The following is a 16,134-nucleotide window of genomic DNA, read 5'->3' as shown; positions in this document are numbered from 1 at the left end:
CCTGTTCAGCGGTCAATTTCAATTTACCATTTCCGGGGAAGCTTCCGGCTCCAAACTCCTCAAATTCCTTTCGCCATTTGTATAGCAAAGTCACTTTAATACCGAGTTCTCTGGCTAATTCTGATATATTATTTCTCTCTTTGCTCAATTGAACTGCTTGGGTTTTGAAAGCAGGATCATAGATTTTTCGTTCTTGTTTCATATCTTAAAATTAAGGTTTTATGCTTAACTTTTACTGGACGTTAAATTAGTATATCCACTTTTTGGGATAAAGATGATATATCAGCTTGTAGAACACTTCTCCTAACCTTAGATGCAGCTATTTTAAAAATATTTTAAAAGATTAAAATAAGTACATAGTTACAACACAATTCGTTCACTATTAGATCCAAAAATAAATTTTAGCCCAAAATCAGTGTTTATCTATTTTTAATAATCCAGATTGCTCTTGAATAGCCTCCCGCACCAAATCCATATAGTTTTATTCAAAAATATTATAGATTTTTATTGAATAAAACTACCGACAATTCTATTTCTTAAACTAATAAATCATCAGTGATAATAGTAAGTTGAAATTGAGTTTAAAAGATTTCATGTAGTAAAGATTAACAATGGCTAAAAGGGAAATAATAAAATATCCGATTACTGAAAGCTCAAATAAATTTGAGTTGGAGTCGGTTATGAAATTTCAGGAATTGCCATTAAATGTAGCTATAAAAATGCTAAAGGATTCAGGCACTATCGTTTCAGATGACGAGGCTGCTGAAATTTTACTATTTTTTCATACACTGGTTAAAATTACCATCAAGGAGTTTTTATCACCTGAAGATTAATTCGTACTTTAGTGATTACAAAGTATTTAAATCTTACATTATTCTATTCTTGTAAAGATTCTCTTATTCCACTTTTAAATAAAAAATTATGAAAGTTGCTGATTTATATATTCGCGTGTCAACTGACGAACAAGCAGATAAAGGGTATTCACAACGTGATCAGGAAGAGCGTTTACGCAAACATTGTTCTTCTCTGAACATAACGATTGACAAAATTATTTATGAAGATCATTCTGCCAAAACTTTTGAGAGGCCTGAATGGAAAAAATACCTTTTTAGTATTAGAAAAGGAAGAGGTTCTAGACAAAACAAATTCTTATTTTTCACAAAATGGGATCGATTTAGCCGTAATACCAGTGAGGCTTATCAGATGATATCCAACCTTAATAAATTGTGTATTACGCCTCAGGCTATTGAACAACCGTTAGATTTACGTGTACCCGAAAATAAACTTTTGTTAGCAATATATTTATCAACGCCTGAGGTGGAAAATGACAGGAGGGCATTGAATGTGACGTATGGGATGAGAAGAGCTATTAAAGAGGGTAGAATGATGGGTATCGCTCCATATGGCTATATTAACAGATGTACACAGGACGGCCGTAAGTATGTAGCTGTTAAAGAACCTGAAGCAACAAACATGATATGGGCCTTTAAGCAGGTGGCGAAAGGACATCTACCTACAGCAGTTATTTTAAAAGAAATGAACAGGAGAGAAGGCAGAAAGCTGACGAAAAATTCATTTATGGATGGTTTGAGAAATATAGCGTACTGCGGAAAATTATTTCTAAAGGCGTATAACGATGAGGAGGAAAAAATTGTTGAAGGAAAACATGAAGCACTGATCTCTGAAGAACTTTTCATGAAAGTTCAAAGGGTTCTTCATCGTAAAAGTAATAAGGATGCTTTCTTACCAGCAGGAAGAATAATAAATGAAGAACGTTATCCTTTGAGGGGATTACTATTATGCCCACAATGTAATAAAACTCTTACTGCCAGTAGTGCTAAGGGAAGAAGCAAGCATTACTATTATTACCATTGTACAACCTCTTGTGGTTTCAGGCATAATTCTGAAATAGTTAATGATCTTTTTGTCGAAGAATTATCAAAATTTAGATTCAGCATCGGTGCTGAGAAAATATTGAAAACAATTTTAGAACAGAACTTTTCAATAGTTTCAAATGGTCTAAATGATGAGAGAAAGGTTTTGCAAAATAAACTTAATGCTATTGAAGGAAGAATTGACAAAGCAAGAGATATGTATCTTGAAGATAAATTGGATGAAGAAGATTTTAAGAGAATTAAAATGAAGTATAAAGTGGAAATTGAAGATATCAACTTTAAATTAAATTCATTAAAAACTTCTGGTCATACTGATGATATTGAGAAGAAGATGACTCAAGCATTAAATGCCATTGTCAACATCTCTGAAAGATATAATAACGCAAGTACAATTGACAAGCGCGCAATTGTTGGTTTGATATATCCTGAAAAGTTAACTTTCGACGGTGAGTATTTTCAAACCACAAAAATCAATAGTCTTGCTGGTAATATCGCCTTGATTAACAAAGAGTTAGGGAATAAAAAAAACCGACAAAGAAGTGAAAAAACTTCAAATGTCGGTCTTGTGACCTCGACTGGATTCAAACCAGTAACCTTCTGAGCCGTAATCAGATGCGCTATTCAGTTGCGCCACGAGGCCTTTTTTAAAGGTTTGCAAATATAGGACTTTTTTGCTTTCTTTGGAAGATGAAACGCATTTTTTTACTCATTATTTTATTTTTTTTTACAATTTCCTGTAAAAAAGAAAACACTGCAAAATTAAACCATAGTGTAATCCTCTCATCAAGAGTTAATTATACTGAAAACTCAGGAAATCTAATACTCAAGTTAGGGAAATTTGAAAATGTCATTCCTTATAAAAAATTACCCTTTAAAAAAGCAATGTTGCTTAATTCTAGCTTAATTGGCTTTTTTTCTGAACTTAATTTAGAGAATCGTATCACGGGCGTGTCCAGTCCCGAATATATTTTCTCAGAAAAAATCCATCAGTTAATCAATGAAAACAAGATCCTAAACATCGGTAATGAGCAGAAGTATGACATAGAAAAAATCCTTGCCAATCAACCGGATGTCATCTTTACCAATTATGTTCCCAACTTTGCAAACACGTACGAAGTCCTGAAAAACAATGGGATAGAAATAATCTTCCTCGATGATTTTATGGAGCAGGATCCATTAGACAAATCAAAATACCTTTTGCTCTTCGGTAAGTTATTCGGGAAAGAAAATGAAGCCAAATCAGCATACCAACGCATCGAAACCAATTACAGGACAATTCAGGCATTGGCAAAGGATTCAAAATCCAATGCACTGGTTCTTTGTAACGAGATGTACGGAAGCCAATGGTTTCTGCCGGGCGGCCATTCGCTCGTAGCAAAAATGATCAAGGACGCCGGCGGAAACTACCTATTAAAAGACAACAGTGAGTCTAGCTCTGTTCCTCTGAGTTTCGAGGAGGTTTTCATCAAATCCAAAAAAGCCAATTACTGGATCAATATCAGCCCACACAGAAACAAAAAAGAACTCCTGACGATGAATCCCAACTACTCAAAAATGGATGTCTTCAATTCCGGGAAGTTGTATATGATCAACAACCGCGAAAAAGACCAGGCCAATGACTATTTTGAAAGCGGCGTTGTAAGATGCGACGTGGTTTTGAGAGATTATTTCAAGATTTTTCATCCAGAAGACGTAACTTTCCAGTCAGAATCATTGATCTATTTGAAAGAACTAAAATAATGCAGGAACAAAATTATAAAATAGATTTTTTTACAGGAATTATCCTGGTTGTAGGGCTTTTCATTGGAGCAGCATTGGCTCAGGCCGTTGGATTGGGATTATCGGCTTTATTTAGTTGGAACATCCAGGAAACAGGCTGGTTTCAGATATTGGCTTATATCTTCACATTTCTCACGCCTATCTTGTTTTTTTATTTTCTCATCGCCAGAAACGAAGGACAAAAACTCAGTTTCGACTTTTCCACAAAACCGTTTCGCGTTTATCTTTTGATATTCCCGATGATGTTCGGGATGATGCTGGTTGCTGATTATCTATCACAGTTGATTCCCACCACAGGCAGATTTCTGGGGCCAGTCTACAAAATGTACAATGAAGAATTCGCCAAGTTGCTATCAAGTCCCGTTTCTCTGATTCTGATGACCGTTGTTCTTGCGCCAATTTTGGAAGAGATTCTTTTCCGAGGCATTCTGATGAAAGGAATGATCCATAACAAAGTCAAACCAGCAACCGCCATCATCGCTTCTGCCGTCATTTTTGGCGCCGTTCACTTCAATCCTTGGCAATTTGTAGGTGCGTGTCTGCTCGGTTTGGTATTAGGTTTGGTGTATCATAAAACCAAATCTTTGTTGATGCCCATATTGTTACACGCCTTCAATAACTTACTCTCAGCAATGATGATGCTGTACTCGGATTCAGAAACGTTTTCCGGATTATTTAACATCAACAAAACAATTCTTCTTCTTGCAGGCTTGGTGATTTTTGCAATTCCATTTTACTTTTTCGCCATCCACAAAAATATCATTTACAAAGACTAAAATTATGGCAGCTTTATCCGTCTTCCGCTCCCAATCTTTTTTGCAGACGATTTCCGGTTCAACAGAACACGAAGGTGACGCAAAAAAGGATTTCCGCTCAAGCCGGGCTGCGCTTCGCAAAGTTCACGATTTGTCATCAATTCAAATTTTGTCATAATTGAAACATTCAAAAAAACTCTAATTTCTAACTTCTAAAATCTAATTTCTACAAAAATGGAAATCCTAATCGCCACACATAACTTACACAAAAAAGAAGAGATCCAGCAGATTCTCGGGTCACAATATATAGTTACAAGTTTATCAGATTACAACCTGAACGAAGAGATCATAGAGGACGGCAGCACCTTCCAGGAAAACGCCCTTATCAAAGCCAAATATTGCTATGAGAAAACCGGAAAAGCCAGCGTTGGCGATGACAGCGGATTGGTCGTAGAAGCACTGGATGGCAGACCTGGCATCTACTCCGCACGCTACGCAGGCAATCACAACTTCAAGAAAAACATAGAAAAAGTTCTGGAAGAGCTGAAAGGCCAACCCAACAGAAGAGCGTACTTCATCACCGTTCTTTGTTTCAAAGATCAGGATGGCGAGCATTACTTTGAGGGCAGGGTTTACGGTAACATTACAAAAGAGGTTTTTGGTGAAGACGGTTTTGGTTACGACCCTATTTTCATTGCAGATGATCACAATATGACCTTTGCAGAAATGCTGCCGGAAGAAAAGAATAAAATAAGCCACAGAAGTGAAGCTTTAAAAAAATTCATAGATTACCTCAATTCCAAAGGGGGTGTTTTGTGATTTTTATGATGTTTTCGTACATTTACCCTTTTAATGTTCAATACAACTTAGAAAATTGAGTACATATCTTACCATTTTAGGATTCAATTCAGCAATCCCGACGATCAATTCCTCACCAACATCTCAGTTTTTGGAAATGGAAGAACGTCATTTCCTCATCGACTGTGGCGAAGGAACGCAAGTGCAAATGCGACGTGCAAAAGTGCGGTTTTCCAAGATCAATCATATATTTATCTCCCACCTGCACGGCGACCATTGTTTCGGTTTGCCCGGATTGGTTGCTTCTTTCCGACTGTTGGGAAGGAAAACGCCATTACATATCTACGGTCCCAAAGGTATCAAGAAAATGATGGACACGATTTTTGAAATCACAGAAACCTACAAAGGTTTTGAAGTCATCTACCACGAACTGGAAGGCGAAGAATCTGTCAAAATCTACGAAGACAAAAGGGTAGAAGTCTTCACCATTCCGCTCAATCACAGGATTTATTGCAACGGTTATCTCTTCAAAGAAAAACCGAAAGAACGCCATCTGAATATGAAAGAAATCTCCAAATACAAAGAGATCGAAATCTGCGATTTCCAGAATTTGAGATTGGGAAAAGACTTTGTCTCCGAAGAGGGAAACGTCATCAATAATGCATTATTAACAACAGATCCGCAACCGTCTGTGTCTTATGCTTTTTGCAGCGATACCAAATACAAAGAAGACATCATCCCAATCATAGAAAAAGTCGATGTCCTCTATCACGAATCAACTTTCTTGAACAATCTAAAAGAAATGGCGGATTACACCGGACATTCCACAGCTTTGGAAGCCGCAACAATTGCCAAAAAAGCACAAGTTGGAAAACTGATTTTAGGACATTTCTCCAACCGATACAGCGACCTCAGTGTGATGACAGATGAAGCAAGACAGATTTTCCCGAATAGTTTTTTGCCTAAGGCTTTGGAGACGGTGAAGGTGGGGTAGCTCAATAGTTCTAATTTTTGTTATAATGGATTTGAGAAATAGATGATTAATTCTTAGTATTTATTGATTGTCTTTTTCTCTTGTGCTTTTGCTTTTTAAATTCTTTATATTCTTTAACTGTCATAACTCTACTTATTGCAATCGAAGCTCCATTATATGAATAACTTCTAAATGGAATTTCTTTTTCGAATTTTTTAAGTAAATTCTCAGAATCACATATCAAATAAAGCTCGTCGATAAATACCTGAATTCTTGTTGCTTCTAATAAATTGTCCTGTGATTTTGGTGTCCAATAATTTTTAAATGAATATTCATTTTTTGTTTTATATTCAAATAAATACTCAACACCATCAAAGCCCTGTTCCCAACCTAATATAAATTTATCACTTGGAGTTTCGTTTATTTTTCTGGCTCCAATCAAATCTATTATTTCTTTAGCTTTTTCAATCTCTAAATTAAATACTTTTTTAAATTGTCTTTTAGAATAATCATCGACTTCATCCACAAAATAAGTTACATTTCCCTTATATAAAGTACCGTTTTTAGTTACTTCAATACAACTACCAAAATTCCAAAATCTAAAGATTAGCTCGTCATTTCTATTTTGAATGTCTTCTAATTGATGTCTAATTATTAATCCGTGTTTGTATTTATTCCAATAAATTGTATCACTATCTTTTGAAAAATCTAATTTTTTATTTGTCGATTGTGAAAGAAGAAAATTTGAAATAATTAAAAATAATATTTTAGTATATTTTTTTTCATATTTTAATTTTGGTTAAATTAATTCCCACTAAACCACATCAATACTCACAATACAAACCGCCAGCGAGATACAAAGCAAAGCCGTAAAGAAAAGAATATCAGCCATATTCTCTAATTTATCTGCAAGCTTTTCTTTGTTCGTTCTAATGGCAAGAAAAGACAAAGTGCAACTTACCATTAAACAGAAAATCGCTCCAACCGTAAACTCATCAAGATAAGAATGATGACTGAACTTCGTAATCTTTAGAGAAGTGATGATGACTAAACAAAATCCCAGAAGATTAGTAGAAGCATTCAAAATGTGTGGCGCAGTTTTTTTCATTGGTTCAAATTGATGATTCAAAAATATTCATTAATTGTGTGGAAAAAATATAATTGATGAATTTTTATACTTTATAAAATTATCTTATTTTTACTGAATATCAAATCAATAAAAATTTCAGTAAAAAATTTTATATTTGTCAAAATTCAAAGTTATGCAAACAACCTATATAGAAACTCAGCAAATCTCATTTCAGGATTTTAAAAACAGTATTTTGGCAGACTATCGTTTAGGTAGAATCTCCCGTGAAATGTCCTACTTAGGAAGACGCGAAGTTCTGACTGGTAAAGCAAAATTCGGGATTTTCGGGGATGGAAAAGAGCTGCCACAGTTGGCAATGGCCAAAGTTTTCAGAAACGGCGATTTCCGTTCCGGATATTACCGTGACCAGACGTTCGCCTTAGCAATCGATGCGGTTTCTGTAGAAAGTTTCTTTGCACAGTTATACGCTGACACCAGCGTAGAAAGAGAACCAGCATCTGCCGGAAGACAAATGAACGGGCATTACGCCACAAGAAGTTTGAACGCAGACGGAAGCTGGAAAAATCTGACTGAGCAGAAAAATATTTCATCCGATATTTCACCAACAGCAGGACAAATGCCGAGATTATTGGGATTGGCTCAGGCTTCTAAGGTTTATAAATCAGTGAAATTTGAAGGTTCTGAAAAATTCTCGAAAGATGGAAACGAAGTTGCTTTTGGAACTATTGGCGACGCTTCTACAGCTGAAGGTCATTTTTGGGAAACTTTGAATGCTGCTTGCGCTTTGCAAGTTCCTATGATTGTTTCGATTTGGGATGATGGTTACGGGATTTCGGTTCCGACTCAAAACCAAAGAGCAAAAGCGGATATTTCTGAAATGCTTTCCGGTTTCCAGAGAAAAGCAGACGAAAAACAAGGTTGCGAGATTATTAAAGTAAAAGCTTGGGATTATCCGGCTTTGATGGAAGCTTACGCCAAAGCAGAGCATTTTGCAAGATATGAAAGCGTGCCGGTTGTCATTCACGTGACAGAGGTGACGCAGCCGCAAGGACATTCAACATCTGGCTCGCACGAGCGTTATAAAAATCAAGAAAGATTAACTTGGGAAACCGAGTTTGATGGAATGCTGAAGTTCCGTGAATGGATTTTGGATTACAGCATTGAGATTGAAGGAAATGAAGAATATTTGGCTTCGGTTGAAGAATTGGATTCCATCGATTCTGAATCTAAAAAATTGGTAAAAGACGGTCAGAAAAAAGCTTGGGAATCTTATCAGAAAACGATTTTAGATTTAAAAAATGATGTTTTACCGTTTGTAGAATCGCTTAAAAATCAAAATGTTGAAGTTGCTCAATTAATCGAAAACTTTAATAAAATAATTAGTAAAAGTAAAAGGGATATCTTTCATTTGGTAAGACAATCTTTATTAGCTACAAGAGCTCAAAACTCATCGGAAAGAAATGCTTTGAAATCGAAATACGAAGAAATCTTCAAAATCGAGAAAGACAATTATTCGTCTCATTTATATTCTCAATCTGAATGGAAAGCAACCAACGTCAAAGAAGTCAAACCAATCTATTCTGATGCTTCGGAAGAAGTGGACGGTAGAGTTGTGGTGCGAAATAACTTCGATAAGATTTTTGCAAAATATCCTCAAGCTTTGGTTTTTGGAGAAGATACGGGAAATATCGGTGATGTCAATCAAGGTTTGGAAGGACTTCAGGAAAAATATGGCGAAGTGAGAATCGCTGATACTGGAATCCGTGAAGCAACCATCCTCGGACAAGGTATCGGAATGGCGATGCGTGGGTTGAAACCAATTGCTGAAATCCAATATTTAGATTATATCTTGTACTGTTTGCAAGGGATGAGCGATGATTTGGCAACCGTTCAATACAGAACCAAAGGAGGTCAGAAAGCGCCTGTTATCATTAGAACTAGAGGACACAGGTTGGAAGGCGTTTGGCATTCTGGTTCGCCAATGGCTGGTATTCTTAATCTTTCAAAAGGTATTAATATTTTGGTTCCAAGAAGTTTGACAATTGCTGCAGGTTTTTACAACACAATGCTTCAAAGTGACGAGCCAGCCGTGATTGTAGAATGTTTGAATGGCTACAGACTTAAAGAAAAACAACCTGATAACATAGGAGAATTCACGATTCCAGTCGGAAAAATCGAAGTGACCAAGGAAGGAAAAGATGTGACTTTGGTGACTTATGGCTCGACTTGGAGAATCGTTTCTGAAGCGGCGAATGAATTAGAAAGACTAGGAATTTCTGCAGAAGTGATTGATGTTCAGTCATTAATTCCATTCGATTTAACCAACGAAATTGCCGAAAGTGTTAAAAAAACAAACCGGTTGGTGGTGATTGATGAGGATGTTGAAGGCGGTACGTCGGCTTTCATTCTTCAGCAGATTTTGGAAAAACAAAAAACTTTCAAATATTTGGATTCTGAACCGTTGACGATTTCTGCAGAGAATCACAGGCCTGCTTTTGCAAGTGATGGCGATTATTTCAGCAAACCATCTTCTGATGATATGGTTGAAAAGATCTACAAAATATTCAACGAGAATAATCCTCAGAAATATCCTGCTATTTATTAATCAAGAAATATCGAGAAAAAACAAACCCGTTTTCAAACAGTGAAAGCGGGTTTTATTTTAAGCTTTTTCTAATGGTGCTTTAAAGTCGTATGTTGCTTCCCATTCTTCCAATAAATTCAGTATCGGAAGAAGAGCCAATCCTTTCTCTGTCAAAGCATATTCTACACGTGGAGGCAGTTCTTTGAATTCTTCGCGAACCAGCAAACCATCCTTTTCCATTTCCCGCAGTTGGTCTGTCAGTACTTTTCGTGAAATGACAGAAATCCGAGCGGCAATCTCCCCAAAGCGCAGTTTTCGAGTGTTGATCACCATGACAATAATGGGCTTCCATTTGCTGCCCAATGCGGCCATCGCCTTGCCCAACGAACAGTTGCATTGTAATATTTTTTGTTGTCTCATATTGTTACTTCCCAGTTACTATCATTGGTTACAACAAAGTTACTGGTTTTTTTTATGAAAAATGCACAAAAACGAACTATTATTAGTTACTTTGTGTAACAATTATAAAATATCAATTTAAATTAGTTTAATAAAATGAATACAGAAGCATTATTTAGTCCCTTCAGTTATAAAAATTTTCAATTAAAAAACAGAGTCGTAATGGCTCCGATGACAAGAGCGCAGTCCGATAATGGCGTTCCGACCCAGCAGATTGCCGACTACTATGCCAGAAGAGCCGCATCAGAAGTGGGATTGATCTTATCCGAAGGAACTGTCATCAACAGACCAGGATCTAAAAACCTACAGAATATTCCCGACTTTTACGGTACAGAAGCCTTAAAAGGCTGGAAAAACGTCATCGATTCTGTTCATCACAATGGTGGAAAAATGGGACCACAGATCTGGCACGTTGGCGACACTAGAAGTGTGGCAGATTACCCTTTGGTTGAGATGGAAAAAGCTTCTACAATGACGTTGGAAGATATCCAGGATACGATTGCACAATTCGCGGCTTCTGCCAAATCAGCAAAGGACCTTGGATTCGACTGTTTGGAAATTCACGGTGCACACGGTTATCTGATTGACCAATTTTTCTGGGAAGTCACCAATACCCGAAGCGATGAGTATGGCGGTAAAACACTGAAAGAAAGAAGCGGTTTTGCGGTGGACATTATCAAAGCAATGAGAGCTGCAGTAGGAGAGGATTTTACAATTATTATCCGACTCTCGCAATGGAAGCAGCAGGATTATAAGAGCAGACTGGCCACTACACCAGCAGAGATGGAAGATTGGCTGCTGCCGATGAAGGAAGCTGGTGTTGATATTTTTCATTGCTCACAGCGCCGTTTTTGGGAACCGGAATTTGAAGGTTCTGATTTAAACTTCGCAGGCTGGGCAAAAAAAATAACAGGACAACCAACAATCACAGTAGGATCAGTTGGACTCAATAGCGATTTTATGGGCGCTTTTGCAGGAGAAGGTGCTGAAAAATCAGATATCTCAGAATTACTGAAAAGACTAGACAGACAAGACTTTGACTTGGTGGCTGTTGGTAGAGCTTTGCTAAGTGATTACCAATGGGTGCAAAAGATTAAGGAAGGAAGGACCGAAGATATTTTGGATTTTTCAGCAGAAAGTTTAAGTGTTTTATACTAAAAAATTCCTCAGTAGTTAAATTGATGATAGAGATCTGCTATTAGTCCTCTTATTTAATTTAAAGCAAAGGCCAACAAAGAATTTTACTTACAATTGCGGACCAGTATAGGATTTTCTTTCAAAACCGCTTACAGCCAGTTCTGTAAGTGGTTTTTTTATCAAATTAAAAATGGATCTTTTATCTTCTGAAGCACGCAATTGCTGTTGGTTTTTAGCGATTTGTTGTGGAACTTAGTTCTATATTGTTTTGCAGGCTGTACAAAAAAAGTTTGAATGTTTTATTCAAATGACTATTCTACTTTTATTTGAAATAAACTTACGGTCGCGTTGTCGTAATGTGCAGGAAGTCCTTCGGTATTCTTTAGTTTCTGTAAACCCAAAAACTCAAAGCCACATTTTGTGTAATAATTGATTAATCCTGAATTATCGCCGACTGTATCCATTCTAATAAATTGTTTTTGATTTTCAATGGCATAATTTTTTGCCCAATCGACAATTTTACCCACTAAATTTTGTCCCCGAAAATCAGGATTTGTTGCTATACGGTGAATGTAAACTGATGGGTCTTCATTTTTCTCTTCCCAAATTTGGGGATCATCAAAAGTTATCGCCCACACACAAGCAATTTTACCGTCTGCAATTATTTTCCATTGTCTGTTTTCTGAAATTTCAGTTTCAATAAGTTCTCTATCAAATTCTGGCCAATGGCTGGTAAATCTTGTCTTCTGAAAATCGGTAGCGATTTTGTATAAACGGAAAATTTCGTCGGTGTCGTTACTATTGCTATTTTGAATTTGAAAGTTCATTTTGATTTTGAATTATTAGGGCAAATAAACTAATTTAATAGATGATTGCCTATGTTTACTTTGTGACTGTTTTAATTACCATCTCTAAAGTTTTTAACACTTTCGTTGGATATGGTAATAAAATCCAATTTTCCTTCGCATTTATCTCCTAAAGGTGCTTGTATTCCAAATCCAACTTTTACAGTGGAAGAAAGGTCTAATCCAAAACAACGAACAAATCGCCATTGTTGACCATTGACTGAATAATGAAGTCCCCAAAAATCACCTTTACGAGTTATACGCAACCAACATTTATTGGATGGGAGTAATTCACCATTGGCGTCATCCGACCAATTATCTGTGATTACAGAAACCACATTGTACATTGTGTCAACGCCTAGTTCAACTGCTAATTTTATCCATCGGGTTTCCGTTTCTCTCACCATCAAGAAAGCTGCGTCGTAGCTAAAGTTTCCTTTTGTTTCAACTTCCGCTTTGATGGTAAAATCACCAGTTTTTTCGGTATAAAAAAAAGAAGCATCATCAATTATAGCTTCTTTGTATTTGCAAATGAAATCAGTTTTAGCATTTGCTACAAGACGAAATCCGGAGTCAGCATCACTTATCTTGCAAGCATTCAAACTGTTGTTAAAAGTATTTTTCATATATTTTATTTAATTTTTTTTCTTTGATGGTTATATCTTTTTGCAATAATTTTTTACTATTCTATCCAAAAATTCCCAACAGAATAGGTTTTTGCTGTTCCGCTAATAATAACTCGGTCACCTTTGTCTTCACAATATAGTTTGCCCATTCGCTCTGAAACTTGTTGCCCATAAAGTACTTTTTTACTAAGTCTTTTTGACCAAAATGGCACCAAAGAACAATGAGCAGAACCTGTTACAGGATCTTCTAAGATGGATGCTTGTGGTGTGAAAAAACGAGAAACAAAATCACAGTTATCTCCAATTGCTGTTACAATTACTCCGCCTGGATCAAGGTTGATTTGGTCAAACAATTGTCGGTCAATTTTAATATTTCTAATTGCTGTTTCGTTTTCATAAACCAAAACATAGTCTCTTGATTTTAAAATTTCCCTAGGTTGGATATTTAAAGATTTTGAAATTGTCTCGGGTAAAGTATCTGCAATAGGCATTCTTGATGGGAAGTCCATTTTGTATAGTCCATCTTCAACTTTAACAATTAAGTCGCCACTTAATGTTTCGAAAACAATTTCATCTTTTTTGTAATCTAAAATTGTCTTTAAGCAATGTGCTGTTGCAAGTGTGGCGTGACCGCACAAATCCATTTCAATTTCTGGCGTAAACCATCGCAAATGGATTTTTTCTCCTTTATCCACAAAAAATGCTGTTTCTGCAACAGCATTTTCTTTAGTTATTTTCAACAAGATGTCGTCTGATAACCAATTGTCGAGAGGTATCACGCAAGCAGGATTTCCACCAAAAATGGTATCTGTAAATGCGTCAATTTGGTAAAGTTTTAATTCCATTTTTCTTTTTATTTTATAATAAACAGCATATAGTCAATTTATATTTTGAAAAGACTATATGCTGTAATTTTAGTTAATTAGGCATCCACAAGGATCACTTGGCCAGTAATAAATCCATCAACCGAGCGTTCAAACGCTTTACCAACCAATGCACTTGGTACAGGTTGAAATCCTGGCATCATATCGCCGTAAACTTCCCAAGCCTCCGCTAAAACTGTTGGATTTACTGAATTTACACGAATACCTCTTGGCATTTCGAAGGCTACACATTTTACAAAGGTATCAATGGCACCACTTGTAGTTGCATCTGCAATAGCAAAAGGAATAGGCTTTAAATTTAGTATACCTGTAATAAGCGTAAAGGAACCTTTATCAGCAATGTATTCCTGACCTATTCTAACAATATTGATTTGCCCCATCATTTTACTCATTACTGTAGACATCCATTGCGCTTCAGTCATTTCCTCGAAGGTTGCATATTCACATACGCCAACTGTATTCACAACTGCATCAAAGTGACCAACCTCCTTAAATAATTTTCTCAAAGATTCTTCACTGGTAATGTCAACTTGGAAGTCGCAACCGTCTTGAGAGCGACCTGCTGTAATCACTTTGTGTTTTCCTAAACCTGTCAGTGCTGCTTTTCCCATTTTCCCATTAGCACCTATTAAAATTACTGTTTTCATATATTTAATTATTTTTAAATTGAAGTGCAAAATTACACTCCTGTCATACTATTCACGTAGGACATTTGTCTAATAATTAAATTGATGCTCTTATTCTACTTAAATGTCTTTGAGTAATTCCAAGATAGGACGCTATATAGTGAAGTGGAATTTGTTGCACAAATTGTGGATGGTTGTGTATCAAATCTACATATCGTTTTTGGGCGTTGGATTTTTGATGATTAAATATCCATTTTTCGAGTTCAACATATTCTTTTTCAGCAATTATTTTTAAAAAATTCAACCATTTATTGTTTGATTCCGCAAGGTTTTCTAATTCTTTTTTTGAAATTGAAATTATTTCAGAATCGGTTAAAGCTTGTAAATTTTCTTCTGATTTATTCTGTGTAATAAATGAAGAATAAGCCACTAATAACGAATTAGGAAAGGTAAAGCAATAGGTTATTTCTTCATCATTATTAGAATAATAGAATGAACGAAAAACACCAAAATTCACGAAGGAAAGCGTGGTACAGATTTCATCTTGTTTAATGAAAAAATCTCCTTTTTTTATCGTAGAAATAGTCGCTAAACTTATAAATTCATTTATTTCACTATCTGTAAATAAATTGTATTGTTTTAAGTATTCCAACAGTTGATTTTTCTCTAACATAGTACTTGTTTTAAGCTTTAATTCTATAATTCGTATTTATATTTTGCTGCTTTGCAAAGTTAGCAATTACAAGTGTAGAATTTTAAATCCCTTTCAAATCATTGATGATATAAAAAATATGACATTAATTTACTGGCTGTTTTTCTATAAAATCATTTGTACTTAGTTTATTAAAAGACTTTACTTTCTCCATCATTTGGAATAAAAACCTTGTCAGAAAGTCCAATTTTTGAAACTTCTACTTTTAATTGTTGTCGTTTCGTAGGACAATGATTTACAGCTTCTAGATGATTTGCGATTACTTGATTTGGTGCGTTTTTTACGAATTTTAAAATGTCGTCCATTCGCATTAACAAAGGCTGAAAAATATCTAATTGCGCAGTTCCACAAGCGACCACTGAAATTTCAGGTTTCAATTGTGTCAAAACTTTGTGAACATCATCAGTATAAATGGTATCTGCACTTAAATAGATTGATTTTTCATTCTGCAATTCTATGTAAAAGCCCATCACATTTCCCATCGGTTTGGCTACAAATCCGTATCCGTGAACCGCTGGAATACCTTGAATTTTTCCACCTAAAAAAGGGCTTTCTTTCCAATATTCAACCGTTTGGCTAACGTTTAAACCTTTTTTTCTTAAGGCGGCTTTGTCTTTTATGCTACAAATAACAGGAAGTTGTTTAGTGCGAAGATAATGCTCTGCTTCCTTATCCAAATGGTCTGGATGCAAATGCGTGATTAATGAATATTCCGCTGTAAACTACACCACCATTCCGAGGCAAAGTGCACCACTTATTCCGAGACAAAGTGCACCACTTAAATGCATTATTTAAGAAAAAATCGCGAATTATATTTTTTAATGACTCATTAAAAAAGTGTGACATTCCGACACAAAGTACACCACTGAGGTTCAAGTAAACAAATTAATTGCTAGTTTAAATTCCACAAGAATAAAAGCTAGCATTATGGCAAATAAACCTCTACGTATGCAAAAAATTAAACAGATTTT

19 protein-coding genes and 1 tRNA gene are annotated in these 16,134 nt (G+C 35.7%); 9 read left to right on the top strand and 11 right to left on the bottom strand.

The features are described from left to right. Positions 1-202 (bottom strand): transposase (locus tag F564_RS0115945; RefSeq protein WP_028123494.1); only part of this gene is annotated, 202 nt, incomplete at its 3' end. 409 nt (positions 203-611) lie between these two features. Here F564_RS0115945 and F564_RS0115940 point away from each other — a divergent pair. Continuing rightward, positions 612-833, top strand: a complete 222-nt coding sequence (locus tag F564_RS0115940; RefSeq protein WP_028123493.1) for a hypothetical protein — start codon at positions 612-614, stop codon at positions 831-833. An 88-nt stretch (positions 834-921) separates the two neighbouring features. Next, positions 922-2,496, top strand: a complete 1,575-nt coding sequence (locus tag F564_RS20320) for a recombinase family protein (RefSeq protein WP_076605684.1) — start codon at positions 922-924, stop codon at positions 2,494-2,496. Here F564_RS20320 and F564_RS0115925 read toward each other — a convergent pair. Next, positions 2,462-2,535, bottom strand: a tRNA-Arg gene (locus F564_RS0115925). The genes F564_RS20320 and F564_RS0115925 overlap by 35 nt on opposite strands. A 242-nt stretch (positions 2,536-2,777) precedes the next feature. Here F564_RS0115925 and F564_RS0115920 point away from each other — a divergent pair. The 5 genes from F564_RS0115920 to F564_RS0115900 are packed head-to-tail and all read left to right on the top strand — an operon-like array spanning position 2,778 to position 6,221. Continuing rightward, the gene (locus F564_RS0115920; RefSeq protein ID WP_316928807.1) at positions 2,778-3,635 is read left to right on the top strand and encodes an ABC transporter substrate-binding protein; all 858 of its coding nucleotides are present in this window, start codon (positions 2,778-2,780) and stop codon (positions 3,633-3,635) included. After that, positions 3,635-4,450 carry a CPBP family intramembrane glutamic endopeptidase gene (locus F564_RS0115915; protein WP_028123491.1) on the top strand — a complete coding sequence of 272 codons (816 nt, stop codon included), beginning with the start codon at positions 3,635-3,637 and terminating at the stop codon, positions 4,448-4,450. Before F564_RS0115920 ends, F564_RS0115915 begins: the two co-directional genes overlap by 1 nt. A 4-nt stretch (positions 4,451-4,454) precedes the next feature. Beyond that, complete coding sequence (locus F564_RS20695; protein ID WP_154656899.1) at positions 4,455-4,607, top strand: hypothetical protein; 153 nt, start codon at positions 4,455-4,457, stop codon at positions 4,605-4,607. Between the two features lie 56 nt (positions 4,608-4,663). Further along, entirely contained in the window at positions 4,664-5,248 is a 585-nt protein-coding gene (gene rdgB / locus F564_RS0115905; RefSeq protein ID WP_028123490.1) for an RdgB/HAM1 family non-canonical purine NTP pyrophosphatase, read from the top strand. Between the two features lie 55 nt (positions 5,249-5,303). Beyond that, positions 5,304-6,221: a ribonuclease Z gene (locus F564_RS0115900; protein ID WP_028123489.1), complete on the top strand. Its 918-nt coding sequence runs from the start codon at positions 5,304-5,306 to the stop codon at positions 6,219-6,221. Between the two features lie 46 nt (positions 6,222-6,267). Here F564_RS0115900 and F564_RS0115895 read toward each other — a convergent pair whose 3' ends face one another. Together F564_RS0115895 and F564_RS0115890 are read right to left on the bottom strand one after the other, a co-directional pair. Next, positions 6,268-6,726, bottom strand: a complete 459-nt coding sequence (locus F564_RS0115895) for a hypothetical protein (RefSeq protein ID WP_028123488.1) — start codon at positions 6,724-6,726, stop codon at positions 6,268-6,270. A 288-nt stretch (positions 6,727-7,014) separates the two neighbouring features. After that, on the bottom strand, positions 7,015-7,308 hold the full coding sequence (locus F564_RS0115890) for a hypothetical protein (protein ID WP_028123487.1): 294 nt from the start codon (positions 7,306-7,308) through the stop codon (positions 7,015-7,017). A 154-nt stretch (positions 7,309-7,462) separates the two neighbouring features. Between F564_RS0115890 and F564_RS0115885 the strand changes: the two genes are divergently transcribed. After that, complete coding sequence (locus F564_RS0115885; RefSeq protein WP_028123486.1) at positions 7,463-9,895, top strand: alpha-ketoacid dehydrogenase subunit alpha/beta; 2,433 nt, start codon at positions 7,463-7,465, stop codon at positions 9,893-9,895. Positions 9,896-9,952: 57 nt separating this feature from the next. On the opposite strand, the gene F564_RS0115880 is transcribed toward F564_RS0115885, so the two are convergent. Further along, complete coding sequence (locus tag F564_RS0115880) at positions 9,953-10,294, bottom strand: winged helix-turn-helix transcriptional regulator (RefSeq protein WP_028123485.1); 342 nt, start codon at positions 10,292-10,294, stop codon at positions 9,953-9,955. 135 nt (positions 10,295-10,429) lie between these two features. Here F564_RS0115880 and F564_RS0115875 point away from each other — a divergent pair, with 135 nt between their 5' ends. Beyond that, positions 10,430-11,491 carry an NADH:flavin oxidoreductase gene (locus F564_RS0115875; protein WP_028123484.1) on the top strand — a complete coding sequence of 354 codons (1,062 nt, stop codon included), beginning with the start codon at positions 10,430-10,432 and terminating at the stop codon, positions 11,489-11,491. 290 nt (positions 11,492-11,781) lie between these two features. Here the strand turns inward: F564_RS0115875 and F564_RS0115870 are convergent, their stop codons facing one another. The 6 genes from F564_RS0115870 to F564_RS19455 all read right to left on the bottom strand — a co-directional run bounded on the left by F564_RS0115870 (position 11,782) and on the right by F564_RS19455 (position 15,855). Continuing rightward, positions 11,782-12,297, bottom strand: a complete 516-nt coding sequence (locus F564_RS0115870; RefSeq protein WP_028123483.1) for a GNAT family N-acetyltransferase — start codon at positions 12,295-12,297, stop codon at positions 11,782-11,784. A 71-nt stretch (positions 12,298-12,368) separates the two neighbouring features. Further along, positions 12,369-12,941 carry a DUF1349 domain-containing protein gene (locus tag F564_RS19460; RefSeq protein ID WP_051259708.1) on the bottom strand — a complete coding sequence of 191 codons (573 nt, stop codon included), beginning with the start codon at positions 12,939-12,941 and terminating at the stop codon, positions 12,369-12,371. A 56-nt stretch (positions 12,942-12,997) separates the two neighbouring features. Further along, complete coding sequence (locus F564_RS0115860; RefSeq protein ID WP_028123482.1) at positions 12,998-13,786, bottom strand: PhzF family phenazine biosynthesis protein; 789 nt, start codon at positions 13,784-13,786, stop codon at positions 12,998-13,000. Between the two features lie 77 nt (positions 13,787-13,863). After that, entirely contained in the window at positions 13,864-14,472 is a 609-nt protein-coding gene (locus F564_RS0115855) for a short chain dehydrogenase (protein ID WP_028123481.1), read from the bottom strand. Positions 14,473-14,548: 76 nt separating this feature from the next. Next, positions 14,549-15,124 (bottom strand): Crp/Fnr family transcriptional regulator, encoded by a 576-nt coding sequence (locus F564_RS0115850; RefSeq protein ID WP_034981828.1) that lies wholly within the window; start codon positions 15,122-15,124, stop codon positions 14,549-14,551. Positions 15,125-15,294: 170 nt separating this feature from the next. Beyond that, positions 15,295-15,855 (bottom strand): MBL fold metallo-hydrolase, encoded by a 561-nt coding sequence (locus F564_RS19455; protein WP_076605683.1) that lies wholly within the window; start codon positions 15,853-15,855, stop codon positions 15,295-15,297. Between the last annotated feature and the right edge of the window lie 279 nt (positions 15,856-16,134).

Origin of the sequence: Epilithonimonas tenax DSM 16811 (genome assembly GCF_000428485.1) — a bacterium.
Classification (GTDB): domain Bacteria; phylum Bacteroidota; class Bacteroidia; order Flavobacteriales; family Weeksellaceae; genus Epilithonimonas; species Epilithonimonas tenax.
Note: the sequence above shows the minus strand (reverse complement) of the source record. Positions and strands in the feature narration are given on the sequence as shown.

What these genes read in the sequence shown, in the direction of transcription:
- F564_RS0115940 (WP_028123493.1), top strand. Translation starts at nt 612, where the DNA reads ATGGCTAAAAGGGAAATAATAAAATATCCGATTACTGAAAGCTCAAAT.
- F564_RS20320 (WP_076605684.1), top strand. Translation starts at nt 922, where the DNA reads ATGAAAGTTGCTGATTTATATATTCGCGTGTCAACTGACGAACAAGCA.
- F564_RS0115920 (WP_316928807.1), top strand. Translation starts at nt 2,778, where the DNA reads ATGTTGCTTAATTCTAGCTTAATTGGCTTTTTTTCTGAACTTAATTTA.
- F564_RS0115915 (WP_028123491.1), top strand. Translation starts at nt 3,635, where the DNA reads ATGCAGGAACAAAATTATAAAATAGATTTTTTTACAGGAATTATCCTG.
- F564_RS20695 (WP_154656899.1), top strand. Translation starts at nt 4,455, where the DNA reads ATGGCAGCTTTATCCGTCTTCCGCTCCCAATCTTTTTTGCAGACGATT.
- rdgB (WP_028123490.1), top strand. Translation starts at nt 4,664, where the DNA reads ATGGAAATCCTAATCGCCACACATAACTTACACAAAAAAGAAGAGATC.
- F564_RS0115890 (WP_028123487.1), bottom strand. Translation starts at nt 7,308, where the DNA reads ATGAAAAAAACTGCGCCACACATTTTGAATGCTTCTACTAATCTTCTG.
- F564_RS0115885 (WP_028123486.1), top strand. Translation starts at nt 7,463, where the DNA reads ATGCAAACAACCTATATAGAAACTCAGCAAATCTCATTTCAGGATTTT.
- F564_RS0115880 (WP_028123485.1), bottom strand. Translation starts at nt 10,294, where the DNA reads ATGAGACAACAAAAAATATTACAATGCAACTGTTCGTTGGGCAAGGCG.
- F564_RS0115875 (WP_028123484.1), top strand. Translation starts at nt 10,430, where the DNA reads ATGAATACAGAAGCATTATTTAGTCCCTTCAGTTATAAAAATTTTCAA.
- F564_RS0115870 (WP_028123483.1), bottom strand. Translation starts at nt 12,297, where the DNA reads ATGAACTTTCAAATTCAAAATAGCAATAGTAACGACACCGACGAAATT.
- F564_RS19460 (WP_051259708.1), bottom strand. Translation starts at nt 12,941, where the DNA reads ATGAAAAATACTTTTAACAACAGTTTGAATGCTTGCAAGATAAGTGAT.
- F564_RS0115860 (WP_028123482.1), bottom strand. Translation starts at nt 13,786, where the DNA reads ATGGAATTAAAACTTTACCAAATTGACGCATTTACAGATACCATTTTT.
- F564_RS0115855 (WP_028123481.1), bottom strand. Translation starts at nt 14,472, where the DNA reads ATGAAAACAGTAATTTTAATAGGTGCTAATGGGAAAATGGGAAAAGCA.
- F564_RS0115850 (WP_034981828.1), bottom strand. Translation starts at nt 15,124, where the DNA reads ATGTTAGAGAAAAATCAACTGTTGGAATACTTAAAACAATACAATTTA.